General features: G+C 71.3%; 22 protein-coding genes. 11 read left to right on the top strand and 11 right to left on the bottom strand.

Annotated features, from left to right (window positions below; all coding sequences use genetic code 11):
* Positions 1-61 precede the first annotated feature (61 nt).
* The 6 genes from M2283_RS05140 to M2283_RS05115 all read left to right on the top strand — a co-directional run bounded on the left by M2283_RS05140 (position 62) and on the right by M2283_RS05115 (position 7,803).
* Positions 62-2,116: a bifunctional aldolase/short-chain dehydrogenase gene (locus M2283_RS05140; protein WP_280874812.1), complete on the top strand. Its 2,055-nt coding sequence runs from the start codon at positions 62-64 to the stop codon at positions 2,114-2,116.
* Positions 2,113-3,585, top strand: coding sequence for a rhamnulokinase (locus M2283_RS05135; RefSeq protein WP_280874811.1), 1,473 nt, complete (start codon positions 2,113-2,115; stop codon positions 3,583-3,585). Before M2283_RS05140 ends, M2283_RS05135 begins: the two co-directional genes overlap by 4 nt.
* Positions 3,586-3,655: 70 nt before the next feature.
* The gene (locus M2283_RS05130) at positions 3,656-4,411 is read left to right on the top strand and encodes a (Fe-S)-binding protein (RefSeq protein WP_280874810.1); all 756 of its coding nucleotides are present in this window, start codon (positions 3,656-3,658) and stop codon (positions 4,409-4,411) included.
* Positions 4,408-5,895: a LutB/LldF family L-lactate oxidation iron-sulfur protein gene (locus M2283_RS05125; RefSeq protein WP_280874809.1), complete on the top strand. Its 1,488-nt coding sequence runs from the start codon at positions 4,408-4,410 to the stop codon at positions 5,893-5,895. Before M2283_RS05130 ends, M2283_RS05125 begins: the two co-directional genes overlap by 4 nt.
* Entirely contained in the window at positions 5,892-6,560 is a 669-nt protein-coding gene (locus M2283_RS05120; RefSeq protein ID WP_280874808.1) for a LutC/YkgG family protein, read from the top strand. Before M2283_RS05125 ends, M2283_RS05120 begins: the two co-directional genes overlap by 4 nt.
* A gap of 88 nt (positions 6,561-6,648) precedes the next feature.
* On the top strand, positions 6,649-7,803 hold the full coding sequence (locus M2283_RS05115) for an ABC transporter ATP-binding protein (RefSeq protein ID WP_280874807.1): 1,155 nt from the start codon (positions 6,649-6,651) through the stop codon (positions 7,801-7,803).
* A gap of 66 nt (positions 7,804-7,869) precedes the next feature.
* Here M2283_RS05115 and M2283_RS05110 read toward each other — a convergent pair whose 3' ends face one another.
* The 5 genes from M2283_RS05110 to M2283_RS05090 form a co-directional block, all read right to left on the bottom strand.
* Positions 7,870-8,805, bottom strand: a complete 936-nt coding sequence (locus tag M2283_RS05110; RefSeq protein WP_280874806.1) for an ABC transporter substrate-binding protein — start codon at positions 8,803-8,805, stop codon at positions 7,870-7,872.
* Positions 8,802-9,473 carry an ABC transporter permease gene (locus M2283_RS05105; protein ID WP_280874805.1) on the bottom strand — a complete coding sequence of 224 codons (672 nt, stop codon included), beginning with the start codon at positions 9,471-9,473 and terminating at the stop codon, positions 8,802-8,804. The genes M2283_RS05110 and M2283_RS05105 overlap by 4 nt, the downstream gene beginning before the upstream one ends.
* Entirely contained in the window at positions 9,470-10,150 is a 681-nt protein-coding gene (locus tag M2283_RS05100) for an ABC transporter permease (protein WP_280874804.1), read from the bottom strand. The genes M2283_RS05105 and M2283_RS05100 overlap by 4 nt, the downstream gene beginning before the upstream one ends.
* 61 nt (positions 10,151-10,211) lie before the next feature.
* The gene (locus M2283_RS05095; RefSeq protein ID WP_280874803.1) at positions 10,212-10,580 is read right to left on the bottom strand and encodes a hypothetical protein; all 369 of its coding nucleotides are present in this window, start codon (positions 10,578-10,580) and stop codon (positions 10,212-10,214) included.
* Positions 10,577-11,158, bottom strand: coding sequence for a DUF4232 domain-containing protein (locus M2283_RS05090; protein ID WP_280874802.1), 582 nt, complete (start codon positions 11,156-11,158; stop codon positions 10,577-10,579). The genes M2283_RS05095 and M2283_RS05090 overlap by 4 nt, the downstream gene beginning before the upstream one ends.
* Positions 11,159-11,374: 216 nt before the next feature.
* Here M2283_RS05090 and M2283_RS05085 point away from each other — a divergent pair, with 216 nt between their 5' ends.
* A complete protein-coding gene (locus tag M2283_RS05085) occupies positions 11,375-12,160 on the top strand; it encodes an ABC transporter ATP-binding protein (protein ID WP_280874801.1) in 786 nt (261 codons plus the stop codon).
* A gap of 3 nt (positions 12,161-12,163) precedes the next feature.
* A complete protein-coding gene (locus M2283_RS05080; protein ID WP_280874800.1) occupies positions 12,164-13,474 on the top strand; it encodes an FtsX-like permease family protein in 1,311 nt (436 codons plus the stop codon).
* Positions 13,475-13,601: 127 nt separating this feature from the next.
* On the opposite strand, the gene M2283_RS05075 is transcribed toward M2283_RS05080, so the two are convergent.
* On the bottom strand, positions 13,602-14,171 hold the full coding sequence (locus M2283_RS05075; RefSeq protein ID WP_280874799.1) for a TetR/AcrR family transcriptional regulator: 570 nt from the start codon (positions 14,169-14,171) through the stop codon (positions 13,602-13,604).
* A 139-nt stretch (positions 14,172-14,310) separates the two neighbouring features.
* Here M2283_RS05075 and M2283_RS05070 point away from each other — a divergent pair, with 139 nt between their 5' ends.
* Positions 14,311-15,168, top strand: a complete 858-nt coding sequence (locus M2283_RS05070; RefSeq protein WP_280875553.1) for an AAA family ATPase — start codon at positions 14,311-14,313, stop codon at positions 15,166-15,168.
* A 59-nt stretch (positions 15,169-15,227) separates the two neighbouring features.
* Positions 15,228-16,520: a VWA domain-containing protein gene (locus tag M2283_RS05065; RefSeq protein ID WP_280875552.1), complete on the top strand. Its 1,293-nt coding sequence runs from the start codon at positions 15,228-15,230 to the stop codon at positions 16,518-16,520.
* 16 nt (positions 16,521-16,536) lie between these two features.
* On the opposite strand, the gene M2283_RS05060 is transcribed toward M2283_RS05065, so the two are convergent.
* Positions 16,537-17,244, bottom strand: a complete 708-nt coding sequence (locus M2283_RS05060) for an SDR family oxidoreductase (protein ID WP_280874798.1) — start codon at positions 17,242-17,244, stop codon at positions 16,537-16,539.
* Positions 17,245-17,434: 190 nt separating this feature from the next.
* Between M2283_RS05060 and M2283_RS05055 the strand changes: the two genes are divergently transcribed.
* Positions 17,435-18,409, top strand: coding sequence for an NAD(P)-dependent alcohol dehydrogenase (locus M2283_RS05055; protein WP_280874797.1), 975 nt, complete (start codon positions 17,435-17,437; stop codon positions 18,407-18,409).
* Positions 18,410-18,448: 39 nt separating this feature from the next.
* Here the strand turns inward: M2283_RS05055 and M2283_RS05050 are convergent, their stop codons facing one another.
* From M2283_RS05050 to M2283_RS05035, 4 genes are all read right to left on the bottom strand, one after another.
* Positions 18,449-18,811 carry a cupin domain-containing protein gene (locus M2283_RS05050; RefSeq protein ID WP_280874796.1) on the bottom strand — a complete coding sequence of 121 codons (363 nt, stop codon included), beginning with the start codon at positions 18,809-18,811 and terminating at the stop codon, positions 18,449-18,451.
* Positions 18,812-18,905: 94 nt separating this feature from the next.
* Entirely contained in the window at positions 18,906-19,877 is a 972-nt protein-coding gene (locus M2283_RS05045) for a pyridoxal-phosphate dependent enzyme (protein WP_280874795.1), read from the bottom strand.
* Positions 19,874-20,587 (bottom strand): helix-turn-helix transcriptional regulator, encoded by a 714-nt coding sequence (locus M2283_RS05040; RefSeq protein ID WP_280874794.1) that lies wholly within the window; start codon positions 20,585-20,587, stop codon positions 19,874-19,876. Before M2283_RS05040 ends, M2283_RS05045 begins: the two co-directional genes overlap by 4 nt.
* Before the next feature lie 122 nt (positions 20,588-20,709).
* Positions 20,710-22,041, bottom strand: a complete 1,332-nt coding sequence (locus M2283_RS05035; protein WP_280874793.1) for a hypothetical protein — start codon at positions 22,039-22,041, stop codon at positions 20,710-20,712.
* Positions 22,042-22,139 lie beyond the last annotated feature (98 nt).

Below are 22,139 nucleotides of genomic sequence, written 5' to 3'. Positions count from 1 at the left end.
ATTCAAGCGTCAATTCACGCAGCGCTTCACACAGGGTTTCTTCTCGAAGGACTGAATGGACATGGCACCCCACCCCGAAGCCGCGCACCCCGAGGCCGCCGCCCTGCTCGCGCGCTCCCATCGCCTCGGCGCCGACCCCCGCAACACCAACTACGCCGGTGGCAACACCTCGGCGAAGGGCATCGACATCGACCCCGTGACCGGCGGTGACGTCGAGTTGATGTGGGTGAAGGGATCCGGTGGCGACCTCGGGACGCTCACCGAGGCCGGGCTCGCCGCGTTGCGGATCGACCGGCTGCGCGGGCTGAAGGACGTGTATCCCGGTGTGGAGCGCGAGGACGAGATGGTCGCCGCGTTCGACTACTGCCTGCACGGGAAGGGCGGGGCGGCGCCGTCCATCGACACGGCGATGCACGGCCTGGTCGAGGCCGCGCACGTCGATCATCTGCACCCCGACTCCGGGATCGCGCTGGCGTGCGCGGCGGACGGCGAGAAGCTGACCGCCGAGTGTTTCGGTGACACCGTGGTGTGGGTGCCGTGGCGGCGGCCCGGGTTCCAACTGGGCGTGGACATCGCGGCGATGAAGGAGGCCAACCCGCAGGCCATCGGGTGCGTGCTGGGCGGGCACGGGATCACGGCGTGGGGTGACACGTCCGAGGAGTGCGAGCGCAACTCGCTGCACATCATCCGCACTGCGGAGGCCTTCCTGGCGGAGAAGGGGCGGCCCGAGCCCTTCGGTCCCGTCATCGAGGGGTACGACGGTCTGCCGGACGTCGACCGCAGGGCTCGGGCCGCCGCGCTCGCGCCGTACGTGCGCGCCCTCGCCTCCCAGGACAGGCCGCAGGTCGGTCACTTCACCGACGCGGACGTCGTGCTGGACTTCGTCTCCCGCGCCGAGCATCCGCGGCTCGCGGCCCTCGGCACCTCCTGCCCGGACCACTTCCTGCGCACCAAGGTCCGGCCGCTCGTCCTCGACCTGCCGCCGGCCGCCCCGCTGGAGGAGGCGATCGCCCGGCTGAAGGAGCTGCACGCCGAGTACCGCGAGGAGTACGCCGCCTACTACGCGCGGCACGCCCTGCCCGGCTCCCCCGCGATGCGCGGCGCCGACCCGGCGATCGTGCTGGTCCCCGGCGTCGGCATGTTCTCCTTCGGCAAGGACAAGCAGACGGCGCGGGTGGCCGGCGAGTTCTACGTCAACGCCGTCAATGTGATGCGGGGCGCCGAGGCCGTCTCGACGTACGCGCCGATCGAGGAGTCGGAGAAGTTCCGTATCGAGTACTGGGCGTTGGAGGAGGCCAAGCTCCAACGCATGCCGAAGCCCAAGCCGTTGGCGACCCGGGTGGCGCTGGTGACCGGTGCGGGGAGCGGGATCGGGAAGGCCATCGCGCGGCGGCTGGCCGCCGAGGGCGCGTGTGTCGTGGTCGCCGACCTCGACGCGGACAACGCCGTTGCCGTGGCAGAGGAGTTGGGCGGGGCGGACAAGGCCGTCGCGGTGACGGTCGACGTGACTTCGGAGGAGCAGATCGCTGAGGCGTTCCGGGCTGCCGTGCTCGCCTTCGGCGGGGTCGATCTGGTGGTCAACAACGCCGGTATCTCCATCTCCAAGCCCCTGCTGGAGACTTCGGCCAGGGACTGGGACCTTCAGCACGACATCATGGCCCGGGGTTCCTTCCTCGTCTCACGCGAGGCCGCGCGGGTGATGATCGCGCAGGAGCTGGGCGGCGACATCGTCTACATCGCCTCGAAGAACGCCGTCTTCGCCGGTCCGAACAACATCGCCTACTCCGCCACCAAGGCCGACCAGGCCCATCAAGTACGTTTGCTGGCCGCCGAGTTGGGCGAGCACGGCATCCGCGTCAACGGCGTCAACCCGGACGGTGTCGTGCGCGGCTCCGGCATCTTCGCGGGCGGCTGGGGCGCGCAGCGGGCGGCCGTGTACGGCGTGCCCGAGGAGAAGCTTGGCGAGTTCTACGCGCAGCGGACGATCCTCAAGCGCGAGGTGCTGCCGGAGCATGTGGCGAACGCCGTGTTCGCGCTGACCGGCGGGGAGTTGACGCACACCACCGGTCTGCACGTCCCGGTCGACGCCGGTGTCGCGGCCGCCTTCCTGCGATGACGGCGGTGAGAGCCGTGCACGCGTACGCCGCGGTCGACCTCGGCGCGTCCAGCGGGCGCGTCATGGTCGGCCGCGTCGGGCCCGACAGCCTGGAGCTGACCGAGGCCCACCGCTTCCCCAACCGGCCCATGCGCGTGCCCGAGGGGCTGCGCTGGGACATTCTGGCGCTGTACGCGGGCGTGCTGGACGGACTGCGGGCCGCGGGTGCCCACTGCGATGGACGGCTCGACTCCGTCGGCATCGACAGCTGGGCCGTGGACTACGGCCTGCTGGACGCCGACGGCGCGCTGCTCGGCAATCCCGTCCACTACCGGGACTCCCGCACCGAGGGCATCGCGGAGAAGGTGTGGGCGACCCTGCCCGCCGAGGAGCTGTACGCGGCGACGGGCCTGCAGTACGCGCCCTTCAACACCCTCTACCAGCTGGTGGCCGCCCGCTCCACGGACCAACTCGCACACGCCCGACGGCTGTTGCTCGTTCCCGACCTGCTCTCCTACTGGCTCACCGGCGAGCAGGGCACCGAGCTCACCAACGCCTCGACCACCCAGCTCATCGATCCCCGCACCCGCGACTGGTCCCACGAGGTCGCCTCCCGACTGGGCATCGACCTCGGCCTGTTCGCGCCCCTGCGACAGCCCGGGGACCCGGCCGGTGTGCTGCGCGCGGACGTGCTGGAGGAGACCGGCCTCAAAGGTCCGGTGCCGGTGACGGCGGTCGGGTCGCACGACACGGCGTCCGCCGTGGCCGCCGTACCCGCCGGCGGCAGCCAGCGCTTCGCGTACATCTCCACCGGCACCTGGTCACTGGCCGGCCTCGAACTGGCCGCGCCCGTGCTGACCGAGGAGAGCCGGGCCGCCAACTTCACCAACGAGCTGGGGCTGGACGGCACGGTCCGTTATCTGCGGAACATCATGGGGCTCTGGCTGCTCCAGGAGTGTGTACGGGCCTGGGGCGAACCGGAGTTGGGCGCCTTGCTGCTGGACGCGGCCGAGGTGCCGGCGCTGCGGTCGGTCGTGGACGCGGGCGACGAGGCGTTCCTGGCACCGGGCCGGATGCCGGAGCGGATCGCCGAGGCGTGCCGCGCCTCCGGGCAGCCGGTGCCCGCCTCGCCCGCGGAGATCACGCGCTGCATCCTCGACTCGCTCGCCCTGGCCCACCGTCGGGCCGTGGAGGACGCACAACGGCTCGCCGACCAGCCCGTCGACGTCGTGCACATCGTCGGCGGCGGCACCCGCAACGCACTGCTGTGCCAGCTCACCGCCGACGCCTGCGGCCTGCCGGTGGTGGCGGGCCCGACCGAGGCGGCGGCCCTCGGAAACGTCCTCGTGCAGGCCCGGGCGCACGGCCTGGTCGGCGACCTCCCGGCCATGCGGCGCCTGCTCATCCGTACCCAACCGCTCACCCGCTACGAGCCGCGGGGCGACACGGCGCGGTGGCACGAGGCACAGGTCCGGCTCACCGGAAGGTGACAGGGGCTCCCCCGGGCCGTGTCGTCGCATTACGCTGCACTCATCCGATGATCGATCCCAAGGAGCCGCGATGCGTGTCGCCCTGTTCCTGACCTGTGTCAACGACACGCTCTATCCGGACACCGGCCGTGCCGTGGTGAAACTGCTGACCAGGCTGGGCGTCGAGGTCGACTTCCCGATGGCCCAGACGTGTTGCGGGCAGGCGCACTACAACACCGGGTACCGGCATGAGGCGGAGCCGCTCGCTCGGCATTTCTCCGATGTATTCGGGGAGTACGAGGCGATTGTGACGCCGTCCGGGTCGTGCGGGGCGATGGTGCGGGAGCTGTACCCGCGCATGGGCGAGCGGGCGCGGGCGGAAGGGCGCGGGGACAGCCTCGCGACCACGCTGGCGCCGGTGGTGCCCAAGACGTACGAGCTGACGGAGTTCCTCGTGGACGTACTCGGGGTGACGGACGTCGGCGCGTACTACCCGCACACGGTCACCTATCACCCGACCTGCCACGGGCTGCGCAGCCTGGGGCTCGGCGACCGCCCTCGCAAGCTGCTCCAGTCCGTCAAGGGGCTGGAGCTGGTCGAGCTGCCGGGTGCCGACGAGTGCTGCGGGTTCGGCGGCACCTTCGCGCTGAAGAACCCCGATGTCTCGGCGGCGATGGGCACGGACAAGGTGCGCAACGCCGAGTCGACCGGCGCGGAGGTGCTGTGCGCCGCCGACAACTCCTGTCTGATGCACATCGGCGGCACGATGACGCGGCTCGGCACCGGTATCCGGCCGGTGCACATCGCGGAGATCCTGGCGAGCACGGAGGAGGAGCCGGCGGCATGAGCGGGACATTCGTAGGAATGCCGGCCTTCCCGGTGGCCGCGCACGACGCGGTGCGCAACGAGACCCTGCGCGGCAATCTGCGCCATGCCACGCACACCATCCGCGCCAAGCGCGCGAAGGCCGTGGCCGAGGTGTCCGACTGGGCGGAGCTGCGCGAGGCGGGCAAGCGGATCAAGGACCACACCCTCTTTCATCTCGACCGCTATCTCGTGCAGTTGGAGGAGGCGGTCACCGCGGCCGGCGGCACGGTCCACTGGGCGGCGGACGCCGACGAGGCGAACCGGATCGTGGTCCAACTGGTCAAGGAGACCGGTGAGTCGGAGGTCGTCAAGGTCAAGTCGATGGCCACGCAGGAGATCGGGCTCAACGAGGCGCTGGAGGAGGAGGGGATCCGCGCCTACGAGACCGATCTCGCCGAGCTGATCGTGCAGTTGGGCAAGGACCGGCCCTCGCACATCCTGGTTCCGGCGATCCACCGCAACCGCGGCGAGATCCGGGAGATCTTCACCCGCGAGATGAGCGAGTGGGGGCGCCCGGCCCCCGAAGGCCTCACCGACACCCCCGCCGAACTCGCCGAGGCCGCGCGCCTGCACCTGCGCGAGAAGTTCCTGCGCGCCAAAGTCGGCGTCTCCGGCGCCAACTTCATGATCGCCGAGACCGGCACGCTCGTGGTCGTCGAGTCCGAGGGCAACGGCCGGATGTGCCTGACCCTGCCCGAGACGCTGATCTCGGTCGTCGGCATCGAGAAGATCCTGCCGACCTGGCGGGACCTGGAGGTCTTCCTGCAGACCCTCCCCCGCTCCTCCACCGCCGAGCGCATGAACCCGTACACGTCGATGTGGACGGGCACGACGGACGAGGACGGGCCGCAGAACTTCCACCTGGTCCTGCTCGACAACGGCCGCACCGACACCCTCGCCGACGAGGTCGGCCGCCAGGCCCTACGCTGTATCCGCTGCTCGGCCTGCCTCAACGTCTGCCCGGTCTACGAGCGGGCGGGCGGCCACGCCTACGGCTCGGTCTACCCGGGCCCGATCGGCGCCATCCTCAGCCCTCAACTCCGGGGCACGGCAAGCGAGATCGACGCCTCACTGCCGTACGCCTCGTCGCTGTGCGGCGCCTGCTACGAGGTGTGCCCGGTCGCGATCGACATCCCCGAGGTGCTGGTGCACCTGCGCGAGCGGATCGTGGAGGGCGGGCAGGTGACCCGTGAGGGCAACAAGGTGATCCTCAAGCCCGCCAAGGGGCATGCCGCCGAGCGGGCGGCCATGCGGGCGGCCCGCTGGGCGTTCGGCCGCCCCGGTGCGCTGCGCACCGGGCAACGGCTCGCGTCCCGCACCCGCCGTTTCCATCCGCGGACGCTGCCGGGCCCCGGCCGGGCGTGGAGCGAGAGCCGCGATCTGCCGACGCTGCCGGCCGAGCCGTTCCGTGACTGGTGGCAGCGCACGCAGGGCGGGAACACCGACAAGGGGGCCGCCAAGTGAGCAGCAGGGAACGGATCTTGGGCCGGGTGCGGCGCGCGCTGGCCGACGTACCGCAGGACGACACGTCGTACGAGCAGGCGGTTCCGCGTGAGTATCTGCGGGAGCACGGCGACCGGAGCGTCGAGCAGACGGTGGATCTGCTGGCGGAGAACCTCGCGGACTACCGGGCGCTCGTGCACCGCACGGACGCGGAGGAGCTGCCGAACCTCATCATGCGGCTGCTCGCCCAGCGGGGATCCCAGTCTGTGCTGGTACCCCCGGAGCTGCCGCCGGAGTGGATGTCGGCCGCCGGTCCGACCCGCGTCCACGACCGCGCCGCGAGCACTCCGCACGAGCTGGACAAGGTCGAGAGCGTGATCACGGGCTGCGCGATCGCGATCGCCGAGACCGGCACCATCGTCCTGGACGGCAGCCCCGACCAGGGCCGCCGCCGGATCACCCTCGTGCCCGACCACCACATCTGTGTCGTACGGGTCCCGGACCAGGTCGTCTCCTCCGTCCCCCAGGCCCTCGAACGCCTCGACCCGACCCGCCCGTTGACGTGGATCTCCGGCCCGTCGGCGACCAGTGACATCGAGCTGGACCGGGTCGAGGGAGTGCACGGTCCGCGCACCCTGGAGGTGGTGCTGGTGAGCGGTCGGGCGAGCGCGGAGGAGAACGCGTAGCGGCCCGTTCACCAGCGGCTTCAGCCATTCGCCGGGCCCCGGGCCGTGCCGGGGCGCGGGGTGTGAGAGGCGCGGCTAGCGTGAGGGCATGATCCGGTTCGAACAGGTCACCAAGCGGTATCCGGACGGTACGACGGCGGTGGACGGCCTGAGTTTCGAGGTGTCCGAGGGCGAGCTCGTCACGCTCGTCGGCCCGTCCGGCTGCGGCAAGACGACGACCATGATGATGGTCAACCGGCTCATCGAGCCGACCTCGGGACGGATCCTGATGGACGGCGAGGACATCGCCGCCGTCGATCCGGTGCGGCTGCGGCGGCGCATCGGGTACGTCATCCAGCAGGTGGGGCTCTTCCCGCACCGGACGATCCTCGACAACACGGCGACCGTGCCGGCGCTGATCGGCTGGAAGCGGGCGAAGGCCCGGGCGCGGGCGGCCGAGTTGCTCGATCTGGTGGGCCTGGATCCCAAGCTGTACGGGCCGCGCTATCCCGACCAGCTCTCCGGCGGTCAACGCCAGCGGGTCGGCGTGGCGCGGGCGCTGGCCGCCGATCCGCCGGTACTGCTGATGGACGAGCCGTTCGGGGCCGTCGACCCGGTGGTGCGGGAGCAGTTGCAGGACGAGTTCCTGCGGATGCAGGCCGCGGTGCGCAAGACGGTGCTGCTGGTCACGCACGACATCGAGGAGGCGGTGCGGCTCGGCGACCGTATCGCCGTCTACGGGCAGGGGCGCATCGAGCAGTTCGACACCCCCGGGGCGGTGCTGGGCACGCCCGCGACGCCGTACGTCGCCGAGTTCGTCGGCGCCGACCGCGGGCTGAAGCGGCTGTCGGTCACCGCGATCGAGGCCGAGGACCTGGAACAGCCGCCGGTGGCCCGCCTCGACGAGCCCGCCGGACAGGCGGCGGACCGCCTGCGGGCGGACGGCGCGCGCTGGGCCGTCGTCCTCGACACGTACGGCGACCTGCACGGCTGGGTCGGCATCGAGGATCTCGACTCGGACGGCACGGTCGGCGACCGCGCACGGCGCATGAACGCCTGGGTCCCCGTCGGCGCACCCCTGAAGCAGGCGTTCGGCGTGATGCTCCAGCACGACGCCGGCTGGGTCGCCGTGCTGGACGAGGCCCGCTTCCTCGGCGTCCTCACCCCGGCGAAACTCCACGAGGCGCTGCGCCGGTCGGTGGACGCGGACGCGCTGGGCGTGCCGCGGGATCAGGTGTCGTTCGACTCGGTGGCGGACGCCTGACGGCTGGCACCCCTGCGGGACCGGTTGCCGGACCAGTTGCCAGGCCGGTCGACGATCCGGCCGATGTCAGTCCACCAGGCCCTTGTCCTTGAGATAGCTCCGTGCCACGTCCTCGGCCAACCGCCGCCAGCTGTCGACCTGTTCGTTCATGGCGGCGAGGTCGGCCGTCGTGAGGACGTCGTTCAGTTTGCCCAGCGCCTTGGTGACTCCTGCGCCGCCCGCTCGGGAGCGGTTGACGACCGGGACGACGTAGTCGGCGTTCTGGAGGTGCTTGTCGTCGGCGAGGAGGACGAGGCCGAACTCGGAGAGGGTGGCGTCGGTGGTGGTGGTGAGGACCATCTGGTCCTGGCCGCTCTGCACGGCCCGTTTGGCCTGGGTGGTGCCGACGCCCTTGGGGTCGACGGCGGTGATGTCGATGCCGTAGGTCTTCTTCAACCCCGGTTCGCAGTAAGGCCGTTGGACGCACTCGTCACCTGCGGCGAGCCGCACCTTAAGTCCCGACGCGCCCAGGTCGCTCAGGGTCTTCAGGTCATGCTTCCGGGCGTAGGACGTGCTCACCGCGAAGGCGTTCTGGTCGACCGCCCGGCCCGGGGCGAGGACCGTGAGACCGCGAGGCGTGGCCAGTCGGCGCAGGCCCTTCATCGTGGCGTCGAGGTCGGGCGAGCCGACCGGTGGCGCGTCGGCTCCGTTGGTCTTGGCGTTGAGCCAGTCGGCGAAGGTGGCCGCGTACTCGGGGACGACGTCGATCTGCCCTGATTCCAGGGCGGGTTCGTACAGTTCGCGGTTGGCGACGGTCAGCAGGGACGTCTTGTATCCGGCCTGCTTCAGGAGCAGGGAGTACATCTGGGCGAGCAGGTCGCTCTCGGTGAATCCGGCGGAGCCGATGGTCAGGTGGTGGCTGTCGCCGGGCGGCGCGGTGACCGCGCCCTGGTTCTCCAGGGACGGACCCGTGGAGCAGCCCGCCAGCAGCAGTACGGCCGCCAGGGCCAGGGGCCGCCTCACCGCTCGCCCCTGGCCCAGCGCGGCGACAGTCGTTCCGCCGTCTCGAAGATCCCCTCGACGACCAGCGCGAACACGGCGACGAGCACGGCCCCGGCCACCACCTGCGCCGTATCGGCCAGGTTGAACCCGGCCGTGATGATCCGCCCCAGGCCGCCTCCGCCGGCCAGCGCGGCGATCGTCGCGGTGGCGACCAACTGGACGGCGGCGATGCGCACCCCGTTCATGATCATCGGGAGCGACAGGGGCAGTTCGACCTGAAACAGCATCTGCCGCCCGGTCATCCCCATACCGCGAGCGGCCTGGACGACGCTGCGGTCGACCTCGCGCATCCCGACGTAGGCGTTGGTGAGCAACGGCGGTACGGCGAACAGCACCAGGGCGACGACCGTGGGACCCTCGCCCCACTTCCCGATCGGGGTCAGCAGGAGGAGGACGAGGACGGCGAAGGTCGGGACGGCCCGGCCGATGTTGGAGATGTTCACCGCGAGCGCGCCGCCCTTGCCGAGGTGGCCCAGGACGAGCGCGACGGGCAGGGCGATCAGGCAGCTGATGACCAGGCAGACGACGGTGAGGACTAGGTGTTGGGCGAGCCGGTGCCAGATGCCGTCGTCGCCGGACCAGTGGGCGGAGTCGGTGAGCCAGTCCCAGGCGTCGGTCAGTGTCTTCATCCGCGGGCCGCCCTGGTCCAGGGGGTGAGCAGGCGTTGCACGGCGAGCAGGAGCAGGTCGGCGACGATCGCGATGACCACGCACAGCACGGAGGCGGTGAGCACTTGCGCCTTGAAGTAGGTGTTCATTCCGGCGTAGATGAGGTTGCCCAGCCCCCCGAAGCCGACGATCGCGCCGACCGTGACCAGGGAGACCGCCGAGACCGTGGCGATGCGCAGTCCGGCCATCGCGGCGGGCAGGGCGAGGGGCAGTTCGACGGTGAGCAGGAGGCGGATGGGGCCGTAGCCCAGGCCGCGCGCGGCCTGTCGGGTCTCCGCGGGGACGGCGCGCAGGCCCGCCAGGATGTTCCGCACGAGCAGGGTCAGCGAGTAGAGCACGAGTCCGGCGACGACGAGACTCTTCGAGAGGCCGTAGACGGGCAGGAGCAGCGAGAACATCGCCAGGGACGGGATCGTGTAGAGGATCGTCGTGACGGCGAGGACCGGCCCGGCCGCCCAGCCCCAGCGGCGCGCCACGACGGCCAGCGGGAGGGCGAGAGCGAGGCCGATCAGCACCGAGATCGCGGTCAGCTGGAGATGCTGGAGGACCGCGTCGAGGAGGATGTGGCGGCGGGTGGTCAGATACTCACCGCAGATCCACTCGTTGCGCGCGAGGCAGTCGTCCGGGGGCGCGGTCACGGGTCCATTGGATCCGGCGGGGCGGGTGGCGGCTCGTTGTGGTGACCCGTACGGGCGTCGGTCAGGGGTTCCAGTACGTGGAGAGCGAGGCGATGAAGGCCGCCGCCGAGGTGAGGACCACGAGTTGCGCGCCCGCGGTGATCCAGAGGCGGCAGGCGATCGCCAGGCCGACACTCACGGCCTCGACCCGGTAGAGGAACAGCACGCAGTCGTGCTGGTAGGAGAAGGCCGTGGAGTCCATCATCCCGGGGTAGGGCATCCAGTCCTCGGTGAAGACGCCCTCGGTGCCGAGCAGGAGGATCCCCGCGACGAGGAGGGCGTCGACGGCGACGAACAGCGCGCAGGTGATGCCGTCGGCCCGGCGGTGTTCGGGCGAGCGACGCAGGATGCGCTGCGGGAAGCGGTCGGAGGCGGTGTTCTGGTCCGTCATCGCGTGCCTCCGTCATCGGCGGTGGTGGTGCGCCACGGGCCGACGCCGAGTTTCCCGGTGGTGCCGAGGTCGAGGCCGCCGTCCGGTGCCACCAGGCCCGGGAACCCGCCGGGCTTCGCCTCGACCGTCAGGTACGGCACGTACGCCGCGCCGTCGAAGCCGGTGGTGGTGTTGCGCCACACCAGGCCGGCGGAGGCGGTCTCGCCCGGCGCCAGCGTCACGGTCTTCGGCGGCTCGTCGAATCCGGTCACCGTGGCGATGCCGCCACTGCCGTGGATCACCGAGATGCCGGTCACCGTCTGCTGGTCCCGGTCGAGCAGCCGGAGGCCCGGGTAACCCTTGACCCGGTAGGTGCGGGTGCCGCAGTTCTCCAGGACGAGGTTCATGGCGCGCAGGCCCAGGGCCGCGTCCACCGGGCCGGGGGTGACCCGGACGCCGTCCCGCGGGCAGGCCACGGCCGTCGGCTCGGGCGCCTCGGGGGGATCGCCGTACGCCGCCGTCGTCACGTTCCAGATGACCGCGCCGACGACGAGGCCCGCCCCGGCGCACAGCACGCCGTCCCGCACGCTTCTCCGCATCCGCAGAGTCGATCAAGACAAGCCCCGGAGGGCTGTGATGGAGGCCATACCTCCGGTCACAGGCCTGTCACAGCCTCACTCGACGGGCACCAGGCCACCGGGAGGGTGTCGCTGAGTACACCCCGCGATACGGGTTCTGCGCCCCATGTGGTCCGACCTCGCTCTCCGTAGGTTCTTTGGCAGGGCACAGGGCGTGCCGGACGGGGAGTGATGACGATGTTTCGTACGGGATCGCGACGCAACCACGACAAGGGACCCGCCGCCGAGGCACTGCGGCTGGTGAAGGTGAGCAAGACCTACGGCAGTGACGACGGTGCCGTGGCCGCCCTCGACGGCGTGACGCTCGGGCTGGCCCGGGGCACCTTCACCGCGGTGATGGGGCCGTCGGGCTCGGGCAAGTCGACGCTGCTGCAGTGCGCGGCCGGGCTCGACCAGCCGGACAGCGGGATCGTGCAGGTGGACGGCACGGAGCTGACGGGCGGCGGCGAGGCCGAGTTGACGAAGTTCCGGCGCGGCCGGATCGGGTTCGTGTTCCAGCAGTACAACCTGCTGGAGACGCTGACGGTGGCGCAGAACACGGTACTGCCGCTCAAGCTCGCCGGCCGGCGCGTCGACCGGCGGCGGGCCCGGGAGGTCCTCGAACAGGTCGGCCTCGGCGACCGGCTCAGTCACCGCCCCGCCCAGCTCTCCGGCGGTCAGCGCCAACGGGTCGCGATCGCACGGGCGTTGGTCACCGAGCCGCGGGTGATCTTCGCGGACGAGCCGACGGGCGCGCTGGACACCCGTAGCGCGCGGGATGTGCTGCGGCTGCTGCGGGAGGCGGTCCAGGTGCACGGCCGGACCGTGGTGATGGTGACGCACGACCCGGTCGCCGCCTCCTACGCCGACTCCGTGCTGTTCCTCGCGGACGGCCGGCTGGTCGGACAGTTGGACGCACCGACCGCGGACGCGGTGGCCGAGCGCCTCGCGCACCTGGGCGACGACGTGACGGTGGGGGTGTGAGCGATGTTCGTACTGGCTATGCGATCCATACGACAGCGGCCCGGGCGGTTCCTCGCCACGCTGCTGTCGGCGTTCCTGGGCGCGACGATCATCATGACGTTCAACTCCCTGCACGACACGGCGGCGGGGCACGGTGTCGACGCGGTGAGCCGGGAGACGCTGACCACCAGTGCGAGCGTCGTCGGCGGTTACGGCACGCTGCTGGTGTTCTTCGCGGTCGCCTCCACGCTCACGGTCAACGTGCGCCAGCGGGCCGCCGAGTTGGAGCTGTTGCGCAGTTCGGGGGCGACTCCGGCGCAGCTCAAGCGGATGGTCGTGGGTGAGGCGGTGGCCGTGGCCCTGGTGGGCGCGGTGCTGGCGATCGGTCCGGCGATGCTGGGCGGGCGGTGGCTGCTGGACATGTTCCAGGACAGCGGTCAGGTTTCGGGGTCGGTCGAGTACTCCTTCGGCACGGTCGCGTTGATGTCGGGCGTCGACATCACGCTGATCGCGGCGGCGGGCGCCGCGTTCCTGGCCGTACGGCGAGCCACTCTGAGGCGTGAACCGCGGGGCCGGGCACGGACGTTCCTCGCCTGGGCGGCGCTGGCCGTCGGTGCCGTGTCGGTGACGTCGACGTTCGCGTTTTCGGCGACGGATCCGGCACTGATGGCGGCTCCGGCGTACGGGGCGATCCTGCTGTCGGTGGGGTTCGCGCTGCTGTCGCCGCGGCTGCTGAAGGTGGTGCTGGACCGGCTGCCGCTGTCCGGGGCGGCCGGCTGGCTGGCCGCGCGGAATCTGCGCGAACGGGCGGGTCAACTCGCCGGGATCCTCACGTCGTTGGTCCTGTTCACGGCGGTGGCCTCGGCGACCCTCACGATGCAGGCGGTGGAGAGCGACGCGGTGTCGGCCTCGGGGCTGAGGAAGTCGGTCGCCGACAAGAACCTGGAGACGCTGAACCTCACGGTCGTCGGCATCATCGTGGTCTTCGTGTGCGTGATGCTGGTCAACTCGCTGTACGCGGCGACGACTTACCGCACCCGGGAGTTCGGGCAGCAGCGCCTGGCGGGCGCGACTCCCGGGCAGGTGCTGGGAGTTGTGGGTGCCGAAGGGCTGCTGCTGACGGTCGTCGGCGTCGTCTTCGGCACGGTGGCGGCGCTGGCGGGGGTCGTCCCGTTCACGGTCGTGCGGACCGACGGGGTGCTGCCGGACCAGTGGCTCGGCATCTGGCTCGCGGTCGTCGCGGTCGCGGCGGCGGTGACGCTGGGGACGAGCCTGGCGACGGCGCGGCGGGTGCTGCGCGCTCCCGCGGTGGGGGCGGTGGCGGTGGCCGCGTGACGGCGATTCGTCCCGGGGGCCGGCGGCTTCGGCGGCCCGCTTCCGGGACCGGTCGCTTCCGCCACCTCGCGCAAGGGGCGGCTGCTTCGGCGGCCGCCCCTTCGCGTGTGCCCGCGCAGCCGCTCCGCTACTTCACGCCCGCCGCGTCCAGCAGCGCCGCCACGGTCACCGTGGTCAGTCCCTCCAGCGTCTCTATCCGGGCGCCGGCCCGGGCGCTGGCGCCGTCGAAGACCAGCATCAACTGGCGGGCCAGGAACTCCGGGTCCTCCACGCCACCGAGCTCCGCCTGCTCCCGGAACGCATCCTGCAGTCGTTGCTTGGCCGCGCGGGCGACAACGCTCGCCGGGTGCTCGGGATCCTTCAGCTCGACCAGCGCGGCCAGGAAGGGGCAGCCCAGGTAGGCGGGGTCCGTCGAGAGCCTCTCCGACTGCTCAAAGATGTAGAGGATGCGCTCCCGTGGCGTACCGGCCTCCTCCGCACCGCCGGTGAGCTGCTCCGCGTACCCGGGAGCGCGCCGCTCCAGGCTCGCCGCGAGGACCTCGTCCTTGCTGGCGAAGAGCTGGTACATCGACCGCTTCGAGACACCGGCCTCCCGGCACAGCGCCTCGACGCCGATGGAGACACCGTCGCGGTAGAAGAGCTCGGACGCCGCGTCGAGCAGCCGGTCCTTCGTCGACGCCTTGTCTGTCGTGGTCATACTGCGAGGTTACCTCCGCGGGAGCCGGTATGAAAACCGATCGGTCTCCCCCTGGGGCGGCCCAGGAGACCCGTGACAGACTGGGTGAACAAGCGCTTGGATAGTGGCTCCGCGCCGCGCCGACCGGGAGGCCCCGTTGCTGTTCACATCCGTCGACGACGTCTCGGCGCGTCTGGCCGAGACCGGCTATCTCGCCTCGCCCGCGGTGGCCACGACCGTCTTCCTGGCCGACCGCCTCGGCAAGCCACTGTTGGTGGAGGGGCCCGCCGGGGTCGGCAAGACCGAGCTCGCCAAGGCCGTGGCCGAGGTGGCGGACGCACGGCTGGTCCGGCTGCAGTGCTACGAGGGCGTCGACGAGTCCCGGGCGCTGTACGAGTGGAACCACGCCAAGCAGCTCCTGCGTATCAGCGCCGGCCGGGACGAGACCTGGGACGAGGCGCGCACGGACATCTTCAGCGAGGAGTTCCTCCTCCCCCGCCCGCTGCTGACCGCCATCCGCGGGGACGATCCCAAGGTGCTGCTGATCGACGAGACCGACAAGGCGGACGTCGAGGTCGAGGGCCTGCTCCTCGAAGTGCTCAGCGACTTCCAGATCACGGTCCCCGAACTCGGCACCGTCACCGCGACCCGCCGCCCCTTCGTCGTCCTGACCTCGAACGCGAGCCGCGAGCTGTCCGAGGCACTGCGCCGCCGCTGCCTCTTCCTCCACATCGGCTTCCCCGAGGAGGAGTTGGAGCGGCGGATCGTCCGGCTGAAGGTGCCCGCCCTGGACGAGACGCTGGCCGCCTCGGTGGTCCGGGTGGTCGGCGCGCTGCGCGCCATGGACCTGCGCAAGGTCCCCTCGGTCGCCGAGACCATCGACTGGGCGCGCACCCTGCTCGCACTCGGCGCCGACACCCTCGACGAGAGCGTCGTACGGGACACCCTGGGCGTCCTCCTCAAGCACCAGGACGACGTCCTCAAGGCCGCCGCCAAGCTCGACTTGGACGCCGTGTGACCGCCCCCGGGGTCGCCGAGCGGCTGACCTCGCTGGTCGGGGCGCTGCGCGCGCACGGCATGCGCATCGGCACCGGCGAGACCGTCGACGCGGCACAGGCGATGGCCGTACTGGGCCTCGCCGACCGCGAGTTGCTGCGCGAGGCGCTGGCCGCGACGCTGCTGCACGGTCCGGCGCAGCGCCAGGTGTTCGACCCCGTCTTCGACCTGTACTTCCCGCGAGGCGTCGGCGCACCGGAGGCGGAGCACGCCGGCCGGGATGACCTGCGGGACCGGCTCGCGGCGGCGCTGGCCGCCCAAGACCTCGCCCTGATGGGGCAGTTGGCGGCGGAGGCGGTCGACGGCTTCGGCGGATACGGCACTTCACCGGAGTCGGACGGCTGGTCCTCGTACCAGACGCTCGAACGGATCCGTCCGCAGACGCTGTTCGCCCGGGTGCGCGACAACGTCCGTGCGCGGGACGGTGGTTCGGGGTTCGCGGACCGGCTGCTCGACGACGAGATCCGGCGGCGCATCGAGACGTTCCGGCGGCTGGTGGCGGCGGAGGCGCGGCGGCGGGTCGCCGAGCGGCGCGACCGGGACGAGCTGGCCCGGCGCGCGGTGGCGCCGACGGCGGACCGGGTGGACTTCCTGTACGCCGGCAAGGACCGGCTCGCCGAACTGCGCCGAACGGTCCAGCCGTTGGCCCGCAAGCTCGCCACCCGGCTCGCGGCGCGGCGGCGCCGGGCCGCGCGGGGCAGCATCGATCTTCGGCGCACCCTGCGCGGCTCGCTGTCGACGGGCGGGGTGCCGATGAAGCCGGTGCTGCGCAGGCGCCGTCCGATGCGGCCCGAACTCGTGCTGCTGTGCGACGTGTCGGGCTCGGTGTCCGGCTTCTCGGACTTCACGATGCTGCTGGTGCAGGCGCTGCACGACCAGTTCAGCAAGGTGCGGACGTTCGCCTTCGTCAACCGGATCGACGAGGTGACCGGCTTCCTGGCGCACGGCACGGCCGACCCCGAAGGGCTCGGCGCCCACATCAGGTCACAGGCCACGCTCACCGGCTGGCACGAGAGCAGCGACTACGGCGTCGCCCTGGGCGAGTTCGCGGAGCGCTACGGCGACGCGGTCGGCCCGCGCACGACGGTGTTCGTGCTCGGTGACGCCCGGACGAACATGAGCGACCCGAACCTGGCGGCCGTCCGGCAGGTGGCCGAACGGGCCCGCCGCGTCTACTGGTTGAACCCCGAGACGCGCGCCCAGTGGGGCACGGGCGACTCCGCGGCACTCGACTACGCCGGTCTGGTGGAGATGCACGAGTGCCGCAACGCCCGGCAGCTCGGCGCGCTGGTGGCGCGCCTGCTGCCGGTGTGAGCGCCCCCGCGCGCCACTACGCCTGGGCGACGAGCTGCGGGTAGAGCACCGAGGGGTCGGCGGCCAGGCCCGCCTTGACCTGGCGGGTGAGGTCGTCGGCGAGCACTTCGTAGGCGCCGGTCTCGATGCCGTCGAGGGCCTGGGCGGCGACGCTCTCCGGCGTGGACTTGGGCGCGTCGACGTGGGCGGCCATGTCGGTGTCGACGTATCCGACGTGCAGTCCTGTGACCTCGATGCCGCGCGGCTTCAGGTCCAGGCGCAGGGAGTTGGTCTGGGACCACAGGGCGGCCTTGGAGGCGCTGTAGGAGCCGAGGAGGCCGACCCACGACAGCACGGAGTGGACGTTCAGGATGTGGCCGCCGCCGTTGCGTTCGATGACGGGGACGAAGGCGCGGGTGACGAGGAGCGGTCCGTAGAAGTTGGTCTCGAACTCGCGGCGAACGTCCTCGACGGGCGAGTCAAGGAAGTTCGCGTTGACGGACGCGCCCGCGTTGTTGATGAGCAGGTTCACGTCCTGGGCCTGTGCCGCGGCCGCCGTGACGGACGCGGGATCGCTCACCTCCAGGGCCAGCGGCACGGCGTCCGGGTGCGTGACGGTACGCGGGTCGCGGGCGGTGGCGTACACCTTCTTGGCGCCCCGCTCGTAGAGGGCCTGCACCAGCGCCTTGCCGATGCCGCGGCTGCCGCCGGTGACCAGGGCGACGGAACCTTCGATGGTGGTCATGGGGGTTCTCCCAACTATGCGACTGGAAACCGATCGGTTTCCATGTCTCGAACACAGTAGACCGATCGGTTTCCGAAGGGCAAGTGGGAGGGCGAGCGCGAGGGCGCGTCATCCCGCAGAAGTAGGGCTCGTCCCGGATATCCGGGGCAGCGGATTTTCCCTACTCTCCCGAGTGATGGAGGGGGATCCCATGAAGGCAGTCGTTCAGGACCGGTACGGCTCGGCGGACACATTGGAGTTCAAGGAGGTCGACCAGCCCGTGCCCGGCGAGGGCGAGGTACTCGTGCGGGTGCTCGCGGCTTCGGTCAACGCGTACGACTGGCACTTCATGCGGGGCGATCCGAAGATCGCCCGGTTAAGCATGGGGTTCGGCGGGCCGAAGGCGCGGATCAGGGGCCGGGACTTCGCCGGGCGCGTGGAGGCGGTCGGCGGCGCGGTCAAGGGGCTGCGGCCCGGTGACGAGGTGTACGGCGAGGCCGACGGCGCGTTCGCGGAGTTCGTCTGCGCCGCCGACCACTCGGTGGACGTGAAGCCTGCGGGGTTCACCTTCGAGCAGGCGGCCGCGGTGCCGCTCGCGGCGAACACCGCGCTGATCGGGCTGCGGGACACCGCCCATGTCGAGGCGGGTCAGTCGGTCCTGGTGAACGGCGCGTCGGGCGGTGTGGGCACGTTCGCCGTGCAGATCGCCAAGTCCTACGGCGCCGAGGTGACCGGCGTGTGCAGCACCCGGAACGTGGACCTGGTCCGCTCACTCGGCGCGGACCACGTCGTCGACTACCAGCAGGAGGACTTCACGCGGGCCGGGCGCCGCTACGACGTCGTCCTGGACCTGGTGGGCAACCGCTCGTTGACCGAGTTCCGGCGCGCCCTGACGCCCACCGGAACGCTCGTCCTGTCCGGCGGCGGCTTCTACGAGGGAGGCAGCCTGGTCGGTCCGATGGCGCTCTTCATCAAGGGGCGCCTGACCGCGCCCTTCGTCCGTCAACGGCTGCGCGAGCTCCCCGCGAAACAGAGCAAGGCGAACCTGGCCGAGCTGCGCCGGCTCGCCGAGTCCGGGAAACTCTCGCCGGTCGTCGAGCGCACATATCCGCTGAGCGAGGTGCCGCAGGCGATGCGGCACATGGAGGTGGAGCACGCGCGCGCGAAGATCGTCATCACGATGTGAGGGAGCCCTGCTCCTGCCCTTCCCGGCGGAACGCGGTTCCTAGTCCTTCGCCTTCGCGTACTCCTGCGCCATTCCACCGGCGAAGTCGTACACGACGACCTGTTCGTCGCCGATCACCCAGGCGTCGTGCCCGGCCGGAGCCACGAAGACGTCGCCCGGTCCGACCTCGCTCTCACCACCATCGTCCATGCGGACGCCCATGCGCCCCTGGACGACGTATCCGTTGTGATGGACCTGGCAGCTCTCCGTACCGGCGATGGGCGCCACGGACTCGGACCAGCGCCAGCCGGGTTCGAAGGTGCCCACCGCGAAGTCGAGCCCGGTGAGATGGACCGCTTCCAGGTGCCCGCGCGGGAAATCACGCCGTTCGTCGGGCTTGTCCACCGACTTGACCTCGATCATGACGGCTCCTTCCGTTCGAACCCGCCCCACCACTCCATCGTCGGCCTGTCAAACCGATGGCGCCATTCGAGGTACGACACCCTCGTGCCGCCGATCAGCGGCCGCACAGCTCCGCGAAGCGATCGGCGGCGATGTTCCCGCCGGAGACGATCACGCCGACCCTGCGCGGCAGCGCGCCCGCCCGCCCGCTCAGCAGCGCGGCCAGCGGAGTCGCCCCGCTCGGCTCCACGACGATCTTCAGCCGCTCGAACGCGAACCGCATCGCGTCCCGGATCTCGTCGTCGGACACCAGGGCGATCTCGTCGACGAGCCGCTGGTTCACCGAGAACGTCAGCTCGCCGGGGATGTCCGCGGCCTGGCCGTCGGCGATGGTGCGCGGCACCGGGATGCTGACGCGCCGGCCCGCCTCAAGGGACCGCTTGGTGTCGTCCCCGGCCTCCGGCTCGACGCCGATCACCCGGATCCCGGCGTACAGCCCCTTGGCCGCCGTAGCACTCCCGGCGATCAGCCCACCGCCACCGACGGGCACGACCAGCGCGTCCAACTCCCCCGTCTCCTCAAGGAGTTCGAGCGCCGCGGTGCCCTGCCCGGCCATCACGTGCGGATGCTCGTACGGCGGGATGAGGGCGAGGCCGCGCTCGGCGGCCAGGGCCTCGCCGACGGCGACGCGGTCCTCGGTGTAGCGGTCGTAGGTGACGATCTCGGCGCCGTACTCGGCGGTGGCGTCCCGCTTGGAGCGGGGGGTGTCCTCGGGCATGACGATGACGGCGGTGCTGCCGAGTTCCCGGGCCGCGAGGGCGACCGCCTGGGCGTGGTTGCCGGAGGAGTAGGCGGCGATGCCGCGGGCCAGTTCCTCCGGGGTGAGCCGGGAGGCCGCGTTGTAGGCGCCGCGGAACTTGAAGGCGCCGATCCGCTGGAAGTTCTCGCACTTGATGTGGACCTCGGCGCCGACCAGCGCGTCGAGGGTGCGGGAGCGGAGTACGGGGGTGCGGTGGGCGATGCCCTTGAGCTGTGCGGCGGCGTCACGGACGGCGTCGAGGGTGATCGGCGGGGTGGTGGTCGTCACGCGGGTCCTCCATCGGGATCGGGCGTCGGGGCCGCGGCGGCGCGGGCCTGGGAGAGGTAGCTGTAGGCGGAGGCGCGGGAGATGCCGAGGCGGGCGCCGACCTGTTCGACGGCGCGGCGCACCGCGAACACGCCGTGCTCGTCGAGGCCGCGGAACAGGTCGAGCCGTCCGGCGCGGTCCAACCCGGCCCAGCTCCGGCGCTGTCCGGTCAGGTGGGTGTCGAGGATGGCGTCCACGACGGAGTCGACGTCGTTACCGAAAGTGGTGACCGGCGCCTCGGTGACGGCCCTGCCAAGGCCGGCCAGTGCGCCGAGCAGCGCGTGGGCCTCGCCTACGGCGGTGACGTCCACGTTGACGCACAGGGCGCCGAACACCGCGCCCGTGGAGTCCCGCAGCACCATCGTGGACGACTTGACGAGTCCGCCGGCCGGGGTGCGGGTGACGTAGTTGAGGTCGTCGGCCGCCGCGTCACCGCGGGCGACGATCCGCAGGCCGATCTCGCTCATCGCCCCGCCCACGGTCCGTCCGGTGACCGAGCCGGCGAGGGCGACGACGGACTTCTCCGGCTGCCGGTAGTCGTGCAGGACCACCTCGCACATCGGCCCGAACGTCGCCGCGATGCCGTCGACGACGGGTCCGAGCGCGTCGATGATCGCGTCGCGCTCGGCGGTGAGTGCGGGTGAGGGTGTGGGTGCCTCGTCGGCGACCATGCCGTGTCCCCCGTTCTCCCGTTCCGCTCGTGCCCGATGCGGGCCTCGCCCTAGACTACAAGTCCAATGCTTGGACTTAAAGTCCAGACGGTAAGGAGGCGGCGAGACGGGGCCCGCGAGACCTAGGAAACGCTGTCGTGTGTCGCCGCGTGGACCAGCGCCTCCCTCGCCGCGTGCCGGTCGCCGACCGTCTCCCACCAGTCGTGGGTGTGCATCTCCTCGGCCAGCCGGCGGCACCGCTCGCGCGCGTCCGACAGCCGCTCGCGCTGCTCGCCGGTGATCTCGGCCTGCCCCGCCGCCACATCGGCGCCGCTGGGCAGGTGCGAGGCGATGTCCTGGCAGTGGGCCAGCGCCCTGGTGAAAGTGCGCCGGGCGGCGACCAGGTCGCCGGGTATGACGAACTCGCCCACGGTGAAGGGCCGGGAGAACTCCCAGGACGGCGGTTCCGTGTGCCACAGCGAGGCGTCGAGGGGCCGTTCGTCGTCACGCGCCCGCGCGAGTTCGGCCCGGATGCCCGCCTCGGTGTCGTCCCTGCTCCCTTGGTCGGGCGCCCGGCGTACGAGATCCGTCCCCGCGCCCCGGCGTTGCGTCGGCACCCCCGGCAGGGGTTCCGGGCGGCCTTCGAGGAACTCCTCCTTGTCCGCCGGGGTGACCCACATGTGCCAGCCGCGGCGGCCTGCCGGGTGGGGCAGGTAGAGCGAGACGAGTTCGCCGGTGGCCGTACGGCGGATGACGTCGTCGTAGTAGAGACCGCGCACGGGTTCCCACAGCCCGTGCCGGCCGCCACACCGGCTGGTGCCCTGGCGTGGGCAGGGGACCGGGTTGGTCCAGTCGCAGCGGGACATGTGCAGTTGCTTGATGCCGCCGCGCACCGGCAGGGCCGCGCGGTCGCCCACGTCACGCCAGCTCTGTACGTTGAGCCGGGCCCAGGGGGCGCGGTCGATGGGGATCGCGTTCTCGTTGTTGACGAGCCACAGCGGGGTGAGCCCGGCCTCGCGGGCGCCGCGGGTGCGCTCGTCCACGGATCCGCCCGCTATCGCCGAGAGTTGGATCTCGTATCCGAACCGCCTGCTGTCGGCGCCCTCCACGGTCACGTCGGTGCGCCGCTTCCCGCGCCGGCCGCCGTCCGGGCGCGTGACCCGGAATCCCTCTCCCCCGGCGACCACGGTGGTGTATTCCTCAAGTGCCTTGTGGAGATCGCTCTCGGCCTTCGTCTCGGGGCGCTCGCCCTTGGCCACATGCATCCCGTGCGGACGGCCGTCGACCTTGCGGATCGCCATGAAGCCGGGGCAGATGAAGCCCTCGTCCTCATGGGCTTCCAGGCAGTACAGAAGATCCGGCTGGTAATTGCCGTAGATCTCGTCGAGCAGCCCCGGGTATTCCGGGTGCCCGAGATCGGCCTCGGTGAGGTCGAGCGTGATTCCGAGGCCCCTGTGCCAGACGCTGTAGGTCATGCTTCGAGCGTAGGACGCGCCACTGACAACGGGGTTCGGGCGGCGGGGCGGGAAGGGGCGGGAAGGGGCCGTGGAATTGCGTTCGTTGATATAACGGG

It is taken from the genome of Streptomyces pseudovenezuelae, from assembly GCF_029892565.1.
Classification (GTDB): domain Bacteria; phylum Actinomycetota; class Actinomycetes; order Streptomycetales; family Streptomycetaceae; genus Streptomyces; species Streptomyces pseudovenezuelae_A.
This window is presented reverse-complemented; position numbering and strand designations above follow the sequence as displayed.

What these genes read in the sequence shown, in the direction of transcription:
- M2283_RS05040 (WP_280874794.1), bottom strand. Translation starts at nt 20,587, where the DNA reads ATGGTCGCCGACGAGGCACCCACACCCTCACCCGCACTCACCGCCGAG.
- M2283_RS05035 (WP_280874793.1), bottom strand. Translation starts at nt 22,041, where the DNA reads ATGACCTACAGCGTCTGGCACAGGGGCCTCGGAATCACGCTCGACCTC.
- M2283_RS05085 (WP_280874801.1), top strand. Translation starts at nt 11,375, where the DNA reads ATGTTTCGTACGGGATCGCGACGCAACCACGACAAGGGACCCGCCGCC.
- M2283_RS05075 (WP_280874799.1), bottom strand. Translation starts at nt 14,171, where the DNA reads ATGACCACGACAGACAAGGCGTCGACGAAGGACCGGCTGCTCGACGCG.
- M2283_RS05050 (WP_280874796.1), bottom strand. Translation starts at nt 18,811, where the DNA reads ATGATCGAGGTCAAGTCGGTGGACAAGCCCGACGAACGGCGTGATTTC.
- M2283_RS05140 (WP_280874812.1), top strand. Translation starts at nt 62, where the DNA reads ATGGCACCCCACCCCGAAGCCGCGCACCCCGAGGCCGCCGCCCTGCTC.
- M2283_RS05060 (WP_280874798.1), bottom strand. Translation starts at nt 17,244, where the DNA reads ATGACCACCATCGAAGGTTCCGTCGCCCTGGTCACCGGCGGCAGCCGC.
- M2283_RS05105 (WP_280874805.1), bottom strand. Translation starts at nt 9,473, where the DNA reads ATGAAGACACTGACCGACGCCTGGGACTGGCTCACCGACTCCGCCCAC.
- M2283_RS05090 (WP_280874802.1), bottom strand. Translation starts at nt 11,158, where the DNA reads ATGCGGAGAAGCGTGCGGGACGGCGTGCTGTGCGCCGGGGCGGGCCTC.
- M2283_RS05080 (WP_280874800.1), top strand. Translation starts at nt 12,164, where the DNA reads ATGTTCGTACTGGCTATGCGATCCATACGACAGCGGCCCGGGCGGTTC.
- M2283_RS05055 (WP_280874797.1), top strand. Translation starts at nt 17,435, where the DNA reads ATGAAGGCAGTCGTTCAGGACCGGTACGGCTCGGCGGACACATTGGAG.
- M2283_RS05130 (WP_280874810.1), top strand. Translation starts at nt 3,656, where the DNA reads ATGCGTGTCGCCCTGTTCCTGACCTGTGTCAACGACACGCTCTATCCG.
- M2283_RS05065 (WP_280875552.1), top strand. Translation starts at nt 15,228, where the DNA reads ATGCGCATCGGCACCGGCGAGACCGTCGACGCGGCACAGGCGATGGCC.
- M2283_RS05135 (WP_280874811.1), top strand. Translation starts at nt 2,113, where the DNA reads ATGACGGCGGTGAGAGCCGTGCACGCGTACGCCGCGGTCGACCTCGGC.
- M2283_RS05095 (WP_280874803.1), bottom strand. Translation starts at nt 10,580, where the DNA reads ATGACGGACCAGAACACCGCCTCCGACCGCTTCCCGCAGCGCATCCTG.
- M2283_RS05125 (WP_280874809.1), top strand. Translation starts at nt 4,408, where the DNA reads ATGAGCGGGACATTCGTAGGAATGCCGGCCTTCCCGGTGGCCGCGCAC.
- M2283_RS05115 (WP_280874807.1), top strand. Translation starts at nt 6,649, where the DNA reads ATGATCCGGTTCGAACAGGTCACCAAGCGGTATCCGGACGGTACGACG.